The organism is Mesorhizobium abyssinicae (assembly GCF_049887195.1).
GTDB lineage: Bacteria > Pseudomonadota > Alphaproteobacteria > Rhizobiales > Rhizobiaceae > Mesorhizobium > Mesorhizobium abyssinicae.
This window is the reverse complement of the sequence record NZ_JARAKC010000033.1, coordinates 1-13,266: the sequence shown is the minus strand read 5'-3', so window position 1 is coordinate 13,266 and position 13,266 is coordinate 1. Positions and strand designations below refer to the sequence as shown.

At 59.8% G+C, this 13,266-nt stretch carries 11 protein-coding genes and 1 pseudogene; 9 read left to right on the top strand and 3 right to left on the bottom strand.

The window, feature by feature from the left end; all coding sequences use genetic code 11:
• Nucleotides 1-158 precede the first annotated feature (158 nt).
• Complete coding sequence (locus PU724_RS31540; protein ID WP_189605987.1) at nt 159-335, bottom strand: hypothetical protein; 177 nt, start codon at nt 333-335, stop codon at nt 159-161.
• On the opposite strand from PU724_RS31540, the gene PU724_RS31535 reads away from it, so the two are divergent.
• Nucleotides 334-1,809 carry an NAD-dependent succinate-semialdehyde dehydrogenase gene (locus tag PU724_RS31535; RefSeq protein ID WP_354425537.1) on the top strand — a complete coding sequence of 492 codons (1,476 nt, stop codon included), beginning with the start codon at nt 334-336 and terminating at the stop codon, nt 1,807-1,809. The genes PU724_RS31540 and PU724_RS31535 overlap by 2 nt on opposite strands.
• Before the next feature lie 171 nt (nt 1,810-1,980).
• Here the strand turns inward: PU724_RS31535 and PU724_RS31530 are convergent, their stop codons facing one another.
• Nucleotides 1,981-2,457: an Lrp/AsnC family transcriptional regulator gene (locus PU724_RS31530; protein WP_127285063.1), complete on the bottom strand. Its 477-nt coding sequence runs from the start codon at nt 2,455-2,457 to the stop codon at nt 1,981-1,983.
• A 10-nt stretch (nt 2,458-2,467) separates the two neighbouring features.
• Nucleotides 2,468-2,986 (bottom strand): annotated as a pseudogene (locus tag PU724_RS31525) (isocitrate/isopropylmalate family dehydrogenase); the annotation flags it as partial.
• A 369-nt stretch (nt 2,987-3,355) separates the two neighbouring features.
• Here PU724_RS31525 and PU724_RS31520 point away from each other — a divergent pair.
• The 8 genes from PU724_RS31520 to PU724_RS31485 all read left to right on the top strand — a co-directional run.
• Nucleotides 3,356-5,020: an ABC transporter ATP-binding protein gene (locus tag PU724_RS31520; RefSeq protein WP_354425520.1), complete on the top strand. Its 1,665-nt coding sequence runs from the start codon at nt 3,356-3,358 to the stop codon at nt 5,018-5,020.
• Between the two features lie 23 nt (nt 5,021-5,043).
• Entirely contained in the window at nt 5,044-6,714 is a 1,671-nt protein-coding gene (locus tag PU724_RS31515) for a peptide ABC transporter substrate-binding protein (protein WP_127285065.1), read from the top strand.
• Between the two features lie 78 nt (nt 6,715-6,792).
• Nucleotides 6,793-7,743 (top strand): ABC transporter permease, encoded by a 951-nt coding sequence (locus PU724_RS31510; protein WP_127285066.1) that lies wholly within the window; start codon nt 6,793-6,795, stop codon nt 7,741-7,743.
• Between the two features lie 32 nt (nt 7,744-7,775).
• Nucleotides 7,776-8,654: an ABC transporter permease gene (locus tag PU724_RS31505; protein WP_354425518.1), complete on the top strand. Its 879-nt coding sequence runs from the start codon at nt 7,776-7,778 to the stop codon at nt 8,652-8,654.
• Nucleotides 8,641-10,023: an NAD(P)/FAD-dependent oxidoreductase gene (locus PU724_RS31500; protein ID WP_426213759.1), complete on the top strand. Its 1,383-nt coding sequence runs from the start codon at nt 8,641-8,643 to the stop codon at nt 10,021-10,023. The genes PU724_RS31505 and PU724_RS31500 overlap by 14 nt, the downstream gene beginning before the upstream one ends.
• Nucleotides 10,024-10,086: 63 nt before the next feature.
• Nucleotides 10,087-11,511, top strand: a complete 1,425-nt coding sequence (thrC, locus tag PU724_RS31495; protein WP_127285068.1) for a threonine synthase — start codon at nt 10,087-10,089, stop codon at nt 11,509-11,511.
• A 37-nt stretch (nt 11,512-11,548) separates the two neighbouring features.
• Nucleotides 11,549-12,493, top strand: a complete 945-nt coding sequence (locus PU724_RS31490; RefSeq protein WP_127285069.1) for a homoserine kinase — start codon at nt 11,549-11,551, stop codon at nt 12,491-12,493.
• 13 nt (nt 12,494-12,506) lie between these two features.
• Nucleotides 12,507-13,266, top strand: a 760-nt coding sequence (locus PU724_RS31485; protein WP_426213758.1) for an aminotransferase class I/II-fold pyridoxal phosphate-dependent enzyme, incomplete at its 3' end; no start/stop codon positions are given.

Here is a 13,266-nt window from a genome sequence, read left to right as displayed (position 1 = left end):
GCTCTCCACTATCATCAGATACCGCGACGTAGAGCTTCGATCCGTCAAAGGAACCTGCGTTCATCGGCAATAAACGGGCGTGGAGGTACGCAGCGCTGGAAATGCACGATCCGTCCGTTAGCAGCTGGGCGCGCTTGGGCGACCCTTCCCAGCGGCGGCTACAACGGGTCCAGCAGCAGCAGGATATCGGGCGGGAAACCTGTTTCGCCCGGCAATTTCAAGAGCATGCCCATCGATCTAGGATTCGCGAAAGATACGGTTGCGGCGACACGCGGACGAATTTCCATCGTGCAAGCCGCGCCGGCGACATCGGCTGAAAGGACAATGACGACCATGAATGCAATCACGAAGATCAGTTTCCTGAAGGATGCGGACCTGTTTCGCCAACGGGCGCTCATCGGAGATGTTTGGCAGCATGCGCACAGCAATGAGACGGTCGATGTGACCGATCCAGCGAGTCTGGAAGTGCTTGGAACGGTGCCCGATATGGGCATTGATGAAACAAGGGCAGCAATAGACGCGGCGCAGGCGGCGCTTTACGACTGGAAGGCCAGGACTCACGCCGAACGCGCAGCATTTCTGGAAAGCTGGCATAGTCTGATACTGGAAAATGAGGCTGACCTGGCATTGCTGCTGACGCTGGAACAGGGCAAGCCTTTGGCGGAGGCGCGCGCCGAAATCCGCTATGGCGCCTCCTTCGTCAAATGGTTCGCCGAAGAAGCACGCCGGATCGGTGGCTCGACAATTCCGTCGCCCACGCCCGATCGCCGCATTCTGGTGCTGAAGGAGGCCGTCGGCGTCTGCGCCATCATCACGCCGTGGAATTTCCCCAACGCGATGGTCACGCGCAAGGTGGCGCCGGCGCTGGCTGCGGGTTGTACGGTTGTCATCAAGCCGTCGGAATTCACACCATTCTCGGCGCTGGCGCTCGGCGTTCTGGCGGAACGGGCAGGTATTCCGCCCGGGGTGATCAACATTGTCACCGGCATGCCCACCGAAATCGGCAACGAACTGATGGCGAACGGGACGGTGCGCAAGATCTCGTTCACCGGCTCGACGCGCGTCGGTGCGCTGCTCATGCGTGGCGCTGCCGATAGCATCAAGCGGCTGAGCCTCGAGCTCGGCGGCAACGCGCCCTTTATCGTGTTCGATGACGCCGATTTGGACAAGGCAGTTGAAGGGTTGATCGCATCCAAGTTCCGCAATGGCGGTCAAACCTGCGTCTGCGCGAACCGGATTCTCGTGCAGGAAGGCGTTTACGACGCTTTCGCCGAAAAGCTGAGCCAGCGCGTCGCGCGGATGAAGGTTGGCGCAGGGACCGACGAGGGTACTGAGATCGGCCCAATGATCAACGCGGCCGCGCTCGACAAGATCGAGCGTCACATCGCGGATGCGAAAGAGAAAGGCGCGCGGATCATCGCCCAAAGCGAGGCAGTGCCCGACGGCAAGCAATATACACGGCCCGTCGTGCTGGGAGAGGCCACTACGGAGATGCTCCTTGCGTCGGAAGAGACGTTCGGTCCGGTGGCGCCCCTTTTTCGCTTCGAGACGGAGGACGAGGCCATCGCCATTGCGAACAATACGCCGTTCGGCCTTGCTGCTTACTTCTATACAGACAATCTCAAACGGTCATGGCGTATTGCCGAGGCGTTGGAGTTCGGTATGATCGGGCTCAACACAGGCATGATCTCGACCGAGGTTGCGCCTTTCGGCGGTGTCAAGCAGTCAGGAGTTGGCCGCGAAGGATCGCAGCTCGGCATCGAGGAATATCTTGAGATCAAGACCTTTCATGTTGGCGGCCTTGGTTAGCTTCTGCAGAGACTGAAACGCGTATGGGCGCGCTGGAACAACAGAAAGGGGTGGTGGAGACCGCCCCTTTCTCTATTTCGACCAGGTGTCACTCACGTCGCTCGAGAGGACTTCGGTTTGAAGGGAGCGGCGGCATGCTGCTCTCTGGGCCGAAGACCGGGAGCTGCCTTCTCATCTGTCGAAAATGGTATCGAGTGGCAAATGGGACTTCGCGATCGGTGACTTCAGCACGACGAAGCTGAAATATTTGTCGATTCCAATATCCAATTCGATCAAACGCTCCATGATCGTCTGATATTCAGTTATCCCAGCTGTGACAAACTTCACAAGATAGTCGTAACCCCCTGAAACTAGATGGCATTCTATGACCGAATCTACCTTCTGAATAGCGATGAGAAATCTCGCGAAGTCGTTATGCTGATGATGCTTGAGTGTCACTTCAGTGAAAACCGTCAAAGTCTGCCCCAGCTTCGCGACGTCGATCTGGGCAGAATAACCGGTGATGAAACCTTCTGCCTGAAGTTTTTTCACCCGCATCAGGCAAGGGCTCTGTGAAAGGTTGACCAAGTCGGCAAGCTCGACATTCGTGAGCCGACCGTTCTTTTGCAGTTGTGCTAAGATTTTGATGTCGATTCTGTCGAGCTTCATCGTAAACCTGTCACGCGTTCGAACCGCGGGTCGTCCGGCAGACGTCATCGATCGCTTCGTGCGGGGTCGCTGTCCTTCGCACATCCGGCGTCAGCACGCCTTCGCTCGAGACCGTTTCCACGGCCCTCATCAGCCGTATGGCCGCTGGGCTCTCACCCCGATGTTCACGCATCCGGGCGGCGGTACAGAAGGTGGCGATGGAGTTGGCGATACCTTTGCCAGCAACGTCGAAAGCCGAGTCGTGAATTGGCTCGAACATCAAGAGACCGATCGGGCTCAACGTTTGCGGTGGCGTCCCCCCCAGGCCCCCCGCCAGCGCCCCTGCAATGTCGGACAATATATCGCCATGAAGGGCGGTGGCGACAATCGTGTCGAGGCTGCGAGGTTTGAGCGTCATACGCACCGTCATAGCATTACCAGTATCTTGTCCCACCCGGCGTCACTCCCGCGACACCTCGGCCGCGATCTCATCCCACATTACCACGCCGTGGCGCTATGCGTTGGATTCCGTGACCACCGTCAGAAACTTTCAGGAAGGCGACTGCAACAGCCGAATGTAGACGTCCACCGAACCCGCTCGCGTGGCTCGATTGCCGGAATAGGCGCAGAGTGAAATACCAATTTGGGCTCCCTCTGCGGAAGTTCCTGCTGCCTGCCTGCTAAGTTTCGGCGATTTTATCGGCCAGGAAGAGTCACACTCATCGGTGACTAAGGTCCGTTACTCCCCGGACAGTCGCCAAGAGCCACGTAGGCGGCAGGCTTCAGAAGGGGAGGCTTGGAAAGTGAGCCTGAGAGTTCACGATAGGGAACGGTTTGGCCGATTGATCGCCTCGAGGCGGAGATCGAAAACGCAATCCGCAGCGGGCTGAAGAGAGCGGCTGAAAAGGGAGAGGTCTTGATGATCGCCAGCATCCAAGCTGTAGCTCCTCATGAAGTGGCGCTTTCGGTGCGCGATCTGACCGTAAGCCTGCCGGCCGGCATGGAGCGGGTCCATGCGGTCGAGAATATCTCGTTTGATCTGAAAGGCGGCCAGATCCTCTGCATCATAGGGGAGTCCGGATCGGGCAAGTCGGTCACTGCGAACGCGATCATGGGCCTTCTGCCAAAGGTGATCCGCCTGTCGTCGGGTTTCATCCAGCTGGAGGGAATGAACATCATCGGCATGTCGCCCGACAAGCTGCGCAACCTGCGAGGCCGGGTCGTGTCGATGATCTTTCAGGACCCGCTCTCGGCGCTCAACCCCCTGATGACCGTAGGCGCGCAGATTGACGAGGTTATGGCAGCGCATGGCTACGGCACGCCAGAAACCTGCCGCGACCGCGCCATTGAGCTGCTCACTGAAGTGGGGCTGCCCGACCCCGAACTCATGTATCACCAGTATCCGTTCCGGCTTTCTGGCGGGCAGCGGCAGCGCGTCATGATCGCCATGGCCCTGGCGCTCGAGCCAACGGTGCTGATCGCCGATGAGCCGACCACCGCGCTCGATGTCACCACCCAGGCACAGATCCTGGAACTGATCCGCGACATTCAGCGCCGCAAGGGCATGAGCGTCATGTTCATCACCCACGATTTCGGCGTGGTGGCCGAAATCGCCGACAGCGTCGTGGTGATGGAGAAGGGCCAGATAGTTGAACAGGGCAGCGCCAAGCAGGTGTTGGGCTCTCCGAAGCACCCTTATACCCAGCGCCTGATTGCCGCCGTACCACATCTGACTGGCGAAGATCGCCCCCGTGCCGAGCCCGCCAGCAAGGAGCCGATCCTGAAGGTCGAGGGGCTGGTGAAGACCTATCGTGACGGCAGCGCGCTGTTCGGAGCGCAGCGGATTGTGAAAGCGGTGGACGAGGTTTCGTTCGAACTGGCGCCCGGCCGCACGCTGGGGGTCGTAGGCGAGAGCGGTTCGGGAAAATCGTCACTGGGCCGGCTGCTGATCAAGCTCCTGGACAGCGACGGCGGCGGGATTTTGTTCGAAGGATCCGACATAGCCAAGCTTTCCGAAGCGGAGTTCCGCCCGCTTAGACCGCGGATCCAGATGATCTTCCAGGATCCCTTCGCGTCTCTCAACCCGCGCTCGACCGTCGGCCACATCTTGACCGTGGGTCCGGTGGCCCACGGGACGCCTTATGCCCAGGCGCGCGAGGAAGCACGTGCGCTTCTGGCCCATGTCGGTCTCGATGCCGGCGCTTTTGGCCGCTATCCGCACGAATTCTCGGGTGGGCAACGCCAGCGCATCGGCATCGCTCGCGCGCTGATGTTCAAGCCGAAGCTGTTGATTGCAGACGAGGCGGTTTCCGCGCTCGACGTGTCAATCCAGGCGCAGATCCTGCAACTTCTCGACCAGATACAGCGCGAGACCGGCGTGTCGATGGTCTTCATCACCCACGACCTGCGCGTCGCCAGCCAGATCTGCGATGAAATCGCGGTGATGCAGAAGGGCCGGATCGTCGAGCACGGACCGCCCTCGCAGATATTCCTAAACCCGCAAGCCGCCTACACGCGCCAACTCGTGGCGGCAATTCCAGGGGAGAGGTCGGGCAATGCCCGTCCCATTGCAGCGAACGCATGAAAAATAACAAGAGAGGAACTACCATGACCAAAAATTCACAGACTACGTCCAACTACTCCAGGCGCGAAGCGCTGCGACTGATGGCGCTTGGCGGGGCTGCAGGCCTCATCGCGCCCAATCTGCTGGGCAAGCCCGCCTTCGCCAAGACCCCTTCTGGGGGTCCGACCGGTCGCGTTGTCGTCGGCCTTTCGCAGGAGCCGACCGTGTTCAATCCGTTGATGGCGCATATCGAAGTCGATGACGCGGTCCATTTTTCTGTTTTCGACGCGCTGGTCCGGATGGATCCACAAGGTGTGCTTCAGCCGAATCTTGCAGCCGAGGTGCCAAGCCAGAAGAACGGCGGCATTTCGGAGGACGGTCTCAACTGGCGGGTCAGGTTGCGCGACAATGCCCGCTGGCACGACGGCCAACCCTTCACGGCCGAGGACGTGAAATTCACCCTTGAGCTCATCACGAACCCGAAGTTTCGGGCCTGGCGTACGAGCGGCCATTCGCTCGTGCAGGACATCACAGTGGTTTCGCCTACTGAGATCACATGGCGGATGAAGGAGGCTTTCGCGCCCTATCTTTCGTTCCTGGCCGAAACCTTCATGGTCCCCAAGCACATTCTGGAGAAAGAGGCCGATCCCAATACAGCTGCGTTCAACCAGGCGCCGATCGGCACCGGCGCATTCAAATGGAGCCAGCGCGTCGCAGGCGACCATATCGAGCTCGTCGCCAATCCCGACTATGCCGGCGAAGGCCCTTATGTGGAGCAGCTCGTCTTCAAATATATTCCCGATATGACCGTGCTCTACACGCAGTTCAAGAGCGGCGACGTAGACCTGGTCGATCAGTCGTACATCACTGCCGACCATTACTCTGAAGCCCGCGAACTGCCAGACCGCGTGGTGACACTGGAGACCGGGGCATCCTTGGAGTCGATCTATCTCAATTTGGGCCGTCCGCAGTTCAAGGACTTGGCCGTGCGCCAGGCGCTCTACGCGGCGATGGACAGGAAAGCCATCGTCGACACGATCTACTACGGCGTGGGCACGCTCACTGAGACCTTCATGCCGAAGGAGTCCTATTACTACAATCCGAACCTTCCCGTGCAGGAGTTCAATCTGGACCGCGCGCGTCAGATTCTGGATGAGGCCGGCTGGACTCCGGGACCGGATGGAATCCGAGCCAAAGACGGAGTGCGACTGTCGTTCTCCAACTCAACAACGTCTGGCAACAACCTCCGCGAGCAGACGCAGCAGTTCCTGCAGCAGACGTTTGCCGAGATCGGCGTAGAGATGAAGATCTCAAATCTGCCGGCCGCGGTCATGTGGGGCGAATTCTGGCTGAAGTCACAATTCGACACAGCCATGGTTGGCGTTACCTATCTGATTGCCGCGGACCCCGATGCCACAAATCGCCTTCATACGAAGGCAATCGCCGCTCAGGGGGGACACGGCTCGAACACCGGGCAATATTCCAATCCTGAGGTCGATGCCCTTCTCGAAAAGGGTGCTCGCATCTTCGATCCTGAGGAGCGGCGCGGAGTCTATAACCGCGTGCAGGAAATAGTGCGTCATGATCTGCCCTTCCTGCCGCTGTCGGCGCTTACTAACGTGCTCGGACGCAAGAAAGGACTGGACGGTTTCGAGCCCAACGCCAACACGCGCACTGCCTCGTGGCATGCCGCAGGCTGGCAGTGGAAGGCTTGATTACGCCGTTGCCGCCGCCCGGTCTCACCGCGGCGGCGGCAATAGAATAGAACCGTCAACCCGAACGGAGGACTCAGAATGCGTGGCTTCCTGCTCAATCGCCTCTCGCAGAGCCTGGTATTGCTTGTGATCGTTTCGATCATCGGCTTCGGCATTCTGAATCTTCTGCCCGGCGGCCCGATGGCCCAATTCGGGCTCGATCCCGGGATGACCCAGCAGGACATCGAGCGCCTCAAGGGGCTGCTGGGCCTCGATCGCCCCATATGGATCCAATATCTGGACTGGGCGTGGCGGCTGGTGCGGGGCGACTGGGGACACTCCTTCCGCGACGGAGCGCCGGTATTGCAGATCATTGGCAGCCATCTCTTTGCCACGCTACTGCTGATGGGATCTTCAACGGTGATTGCTATCTCCATTGGCGCCTGGATCGGAATTCGGGGTGCCACGCGCCGCTACTCGCTATTCGACTATCTAGCGACTGTCGGTGCCATGATCGCATTGTCGGTCCCTACTTTCTGGTTCGGACTCATCGGCATTTACATCTTTTCCCTGAAGCTGGGCTGGCTGCCGGCGGGCAATATATCCGAGATCGGCGATAGCTCGATCCTCGGCTATCTCCACCATCTGATCCTGCCAAGCATCGTGCTGTCCCTGGTCCATGTCGCGATCTGGAGCCGCTACATGCGAACGGCGACCCTCGACGCCATCAGCCAGGATTTCGTCAAGACGGCTCGGGCCAAGGGATTGAGTGAACGCCGGATTCTGATGAAGCATGTCGTCGGTAACGCGCTTTTGCCGATGATTACCTTGGCCGGAATGCAGCTTCCCAGTGTGCTCACCGGCGCGCTGGTGACCGAAACTGTCTTTACCTGGCCAGGAATGGGACGTTTGTTTCTCGATAGCCTTGGTTACAGCGACTATCCCGTTGTGATGGGGCTTTTGATGTTCTCGGCTATCCTCGTTCTGCTTGGAAACCTGATCGCCGATGTCGTCGTCGCTATTGTCGATCCGCGCATTCGTCTGGCTTGAACGCGCAACTTTCCCGACAGGAGACAGCCGATATGACCGCTCTCACCGCAAATGCAGCTCCAGGCCGATGGAGCAACAACCGCGCGGCACGTCGCTTCATGCGGCATCGCTTGGCGCTGCTCGGCTTGACGATGATCGTCTTCCTGTGCCTCGCTTGCGTCCTTGGCCCGCATCTCCTGCCTTATGACTCGCTGTATATCGACCTGCGGGCTCGCTTTGCTCCGCCGCTCACGGGCCACCACTTCCTAGGCACTGATCCGCTCGGCCGCGACCTGGCGGCAAGACTTTTGATGGCGGGACGTATCTCGCTGCTGGTGGGTTTCTTCGCCATGGTGTTGTCGACACTCGTCGGCACTATGGTCGGCGTGATCGCGGGCTATCGCGGTGGCTGGATTGGGGCCACGCTGATGCGCACGGTCGATGGCTTCCTATCGTTCCCATCGATCTTTCTGCTGCTTGCGCTGGCTGCGGCACTCAAGCCCAGTCCCGTGATGATCACCGTCATCATCGCGCTCACAAGTTGGATGGAGGTTGCCCGTATCGTTGAAGCGGAAGTGCGCTCGTTGCGCGAACGCGAGTTCGTCCTGGCCGGACGCATGCTGGGATTGAGCGGCACCCATATTATGTTCCGCGAGATACTGCCAAACGCCATGGGACCGATCATCGTTGCCTCCACCTTGACGGTCGCGCGAGCCATTCTCATGGAAGCCTACATCAGCTTTCTCGGCTACGGCATCCAGCCGCCAATGCCAAGCTGGGGCAACATGCTCAACGGCGCCCAGCAATATCTGGGCAGCGCACCTTGGCTTGCCATCATTCCCGGAGCTGCGATCACCGTCGCGGTGACCAGTTTCAACTTCATTGGTGACGGACTGCGCGACGCGCTGGACGTTCGGGATGACCACATTTGAACGTTGGGCAAATAGCCCGCTCTCTCATCAGCAAACGCAACGAGAAGTCAGTCACGTGGACGAGCTAAAAGTCGCCGACAAGAATACGCCCTACTGGTGGGAAGCGGCGCCGGTGAGGCCGCTGCCGCCACAGCCTTTCGCCAGGAGGCTGGACGTGGCGATCGTGGGCGCCGGCTATGCCGGTCTCTCGGCCGGGCTCGTGCTGGCTCGAGAAGGGCGTTCGGTTGCAGCTTTCGATGCCATTAACCCTGGCGAAGGAGCCTCGTCGCGCAACGGAGGGATCACCAGTGGATCAATCCGACCGGACTATGCCACGATCACCAGGCGTTTTGGCGAGGATAAAGCCAAGGCGGTTGAGGTTGAAGGCAAGCTCGCGCGCGAGTTCCTCTATGACTTGATTAAGACCGAGGGACTCGACTGCGATTTCAAGCTGGTCGGTCGGTTCATGGGTGCTATCGGATACGACCAGTACGAGAAGATGGCCCGCGGCGCCGAGGCGCTGGCGAAGAGGCTAGGGATCGAATCGTACGCTGTTCCGCATGCCGAGCAGGGCAACTACATCGGCACCGACTTCTACCGAGGCGGCACGGTTCGGATGGACATTGGCGGTTTGCACCCGGCTAAGTTCCACGCCGAGCTCCTGCGCGTGGCCTTGGCTTCCGGGCTGACGGTCCACTCACGAACGCCCGTGATTTCCATCGAAAAAGATGTGTCCGGGTTCCGTGTAGCGACATCGGCCGGGACTGTGCAGGCACGGCAGGTGCTGGTCTGCACCAACGGCTATACTGATGCCGCCGCTCCATTCCTGCGCCGACGGCTGGTGCCGGTTCGCAGCCGAATTATCGCCACCGAGGAACTTCCGCCTGAATTGATGACGCGGCTGATGCCCAAGCTGATGATGATGGGTGAGAATCGGGAGCTAGGCTTCTATTATCGTCCTTCGCCCGACGGCACGCGCATTCTGCTCGGTGGGCGAGACAGTTCCCGGGGCAACAGCGATCCGACAGCCCCGACGCTCCGCCTTCGCAACGGTCTGGTAGAGCTTTTCCCGGAGCTGGAGAAGGTTCGCTTTTCGCACAGCTGGTTCGGCAACGTGGCCATGAACCGCGACATGCTGCCCCGCATCTTCGAGAAGGATGGCATCGTCTATGCCACCGGCTTTTGCGGTTCGGGTGTGGTCTGGGCACCGTGGGTCGGTACGCGTGCCGCCTACAAGCTGATGGGCCGCGCGCCGGAAGCAAGCACGGCTTTCGACTTCCGACCGCCGGCTTCCATTCCCTTCTATAGGGGCGATCCCTGGTTCTTGCCGGCGATCATCAAAGGCTATGGCCTGCAGGACAAGATCGCCTGGTGGCGGGCCCGCCGCTGAGAAGCCGAGGGGGCAGTCTCTCGACCCCGGCCCGACGAGCGTGGCCATGAGGAAAAGCATCACATGCACTACATCTCCACGCGTGGCCAACACCAACGCAGGTCGTTCTGCGATATCCTCCTTGAAGGTCTGGCGCCGGATGGTGGGCTCTATGTGCCCGAGACTTACCCGATTGTGGACGATGCCATGCTGGATCGGTGGCGGGGCTTGTCGTATTCCGAGCTCGCTTTCGAAATCCTATCGCTCTACATCGACGATATTCCACCTGGCGATCTGAAGGCCATCTGCGCGAAGACCTATACGCTCGAGCTGTTCAGGAGCGATCGGATCACGCCGGTGCGCGCGCTCGGGATGGGCCTTCACGTCGCGGAACTGTCGAACGGCCCAACCCTAGCGTTCAAGGACGTGGCCATGCAGTTACTTGGTAACCTCCTTGAATATGAACTGGCCCGTCGGCGCGAGGAACTGAACATCCTCGGGGCGACCAGCGGCGACACGGGAAGCGCGGCGGAATATGCCATGCGCGGCAAGACGGGCATCCGTGTCTTCATGATGTCGCCGCACGGACGCATGAGCGCCTTCCAGCAAGCCCAGATGTTCAGCCTGCAGGACGAAAACATCCAGAACATCGCCATTGAGGGGGTATTCGACGATTGCCAGGACATCGTGAAAGCCGTGTCCGGCGATGCCGACTTCAAGAGGCGCCACAGGATCGGCGCCGTCAATTCGATCAACTGGGCCCGGCTGGTGGCTCAGGTGGTGTATTACTTCGCTGCCTATTTTCAGGTAACCGAAGAGAACGCATCAGAGGTCGACTTCACGGTTCCTTCCGGCAATTTCGGCAACATCTGCGCCGGTCATGTCGCGCGCATGATGGGCCTTCCTATATCCCGTCTCGTCGTTGCGACCAACGAAAACGACGTGCTCGATGAGTTCTTCCGCACCGGTGTGTGTCGCGTGCGTAGCCAAGCCGATACCTATGAAACCTCAAGCCCTTCCATGGACATTTCAAAGGCATCGAATCTCGAACGTTTCGTGTTCGACCTGCTCGGTCGCGATGCGCGCCGGACGAAATCCATGTTTGACGGTCAACTAACGGATCGAGGATCGTTCGATGTCAGCGGTGATCCCGCCTTCACGCAGATTGCGGGTCGTTTTGGCTTTCGCAGCGGCAAGAGCACCCACGCCGACCGGTTGGCGACGATCCGCGACACGTGGCAGCGTTCCAACACGCTTATTGATCCGCATACGGCCGATGGCGTGAAGGTCGCGCGCGAGCACTGCGTTCCGGAGAGGCCGATGATCGTGCTCGAGACCGCACTGCCGATCAAATTTGCTGGGACGATCATGGAGGCTCTGGGCCGGGAGCCCGATCGTCCGGAACGATTCAATGGCATAGAATACTTGCCGAAACGGTACAAAGTCCTTCCAGTCGATGCGCAAGCTGTAAAGAACTACATCTCAGAGATCGTGCAAGGCGCGGGCTAGAGGAAGGTCGCTTCGCGGACTGAGGACTGTTTCATCCATGGCCGTATACACCGAGCTCTCGGTCGACGAGGTCGCAGCATTCTTTTGGGCGTTAGGTCTGGGCAAGCCGCACACTGTTCGCGGGATCACGACCGGAATTGAGAACACGAACTACTTCGTCGACACCGAAACCGGCGAGTACGTGCTCACATTGTTTGAGCGGCTTACGTTCAAGCAATTGCCGTTCTACCTCCACCTCATGAAGCACCTTGCGACGCGAGGGATGCCGGTCCCGAACCCGGTCGCCAGCGGCAGCTGCCAAATCCTTCACGCACTGAGGGGCCGGCCCGCTGTTGTCGTCAACAGGCTTGCCGGCGAGAGCGTGACAGCAGCGACAGAGGTACATTGTCGCTCAGTCGGGGAGGTTTTGGCGCTAATGCACGTGGCTGGAAGCGATTACCCACGACATCAGGTCAATCCACGAGGGTTTGAATGGTGGGACAAGGTGGCGCCAGTGGTCAGCCGCTGCATCTCCGATGGACAGCGCTCGCTGCTCTCGAGCGAGTTGGCCTTCCAGAAGCAGATCGCAGCGTCTCCTTCCTATAAGCAGCTACCAAAGGGTCCGGTGCACGCCGATCTCTTTCGCGACAACGTCTTGTTTGACGGTGAGTGCCTGACCGGCGTCCTCGATTTCTACTTCGCCGGATGTGACGCGTTTCTGTTCGACATTGCAGTGTGCCTCAATGACTGGTGCGTCGAAGGCTGCACCGGCCGCCAACACGATAAGCTAGCCGCGGCTTTCCTCGGCAGGTATGAGTCCGTTCGCGCGCTTACTCCAGCCGAACGCTCATTGCTTCCTGCAATGCAGCGAGCAGGAGCTTTTCGCTTTTGGCTGTCGCGTCTCTGGGATCTGCATCTGCCTCGCGAAGCTGCGCTCCTCAACGCACACGATCCCAGTCACTTCGAGCGCCTCTTGCGGGTGCTTCGTGGAGAGATTGCATGAACAAGGCCCGACCATGAGCCAAGCATTCCTTTCCCACATCAACAGCGAGCTCCAAGGCCTGAAATCGGCCGGCCTCTACAAGTCGGAGCGGGTCATCACCTCGATGCAGTCGGCTGAGATCGAGGTTGGCGGCGACACGGTGCTCAATTTCTGCGCCAACAACTATCTCGGTCTCGCCGATAGCGAGGATCTGCGGGAGGCGGCCAAACAGGCGCTCGACCGCTATGGCTATGGCATGGCCTCGGTGCGCTTCATCTGCGGCACGCAGGAGGAGCACAAGCAGCTCGAATCCACGATCTCGTCCTTCCTCGGCATGGACGACACCATCCTCTACGGCTCCTGCTTCGACGCCAATGGCGGCCTGTTCGAGACGCTGCTCGGCGAGGAGGACGCCATCATCTCCGACGCGCTGAACCATGCCTCGATCATCGACGGGGTCAGGCTGTCGAAGGCCAGGCGCTTCCGCTACGCCAACAACGACATGGCCGATCTCGAGGCCCAGCTGAAGGAGGCGAAGGACTGCCGCTTTCGGCTGATCGCCACCGACGGCGTGTTCTCGATGGATGGCATCATCGCCAATCTGAAAGGGGTCTGCGATCTCGCCGAGAAATACGACGCCATGGTCATGGTCGACGACAGCCACGCCGTCGGCTTCGTCGGCAAGAACGGCCGCGGCTCGGCCGAGCATTGTGGCGTCGAGGGCAGGGTGGATATCATCACCGGCACGCTCGGCAAGGCGCTGGGCGGCGCGTCCGGCGGCTACACCTCAGGCA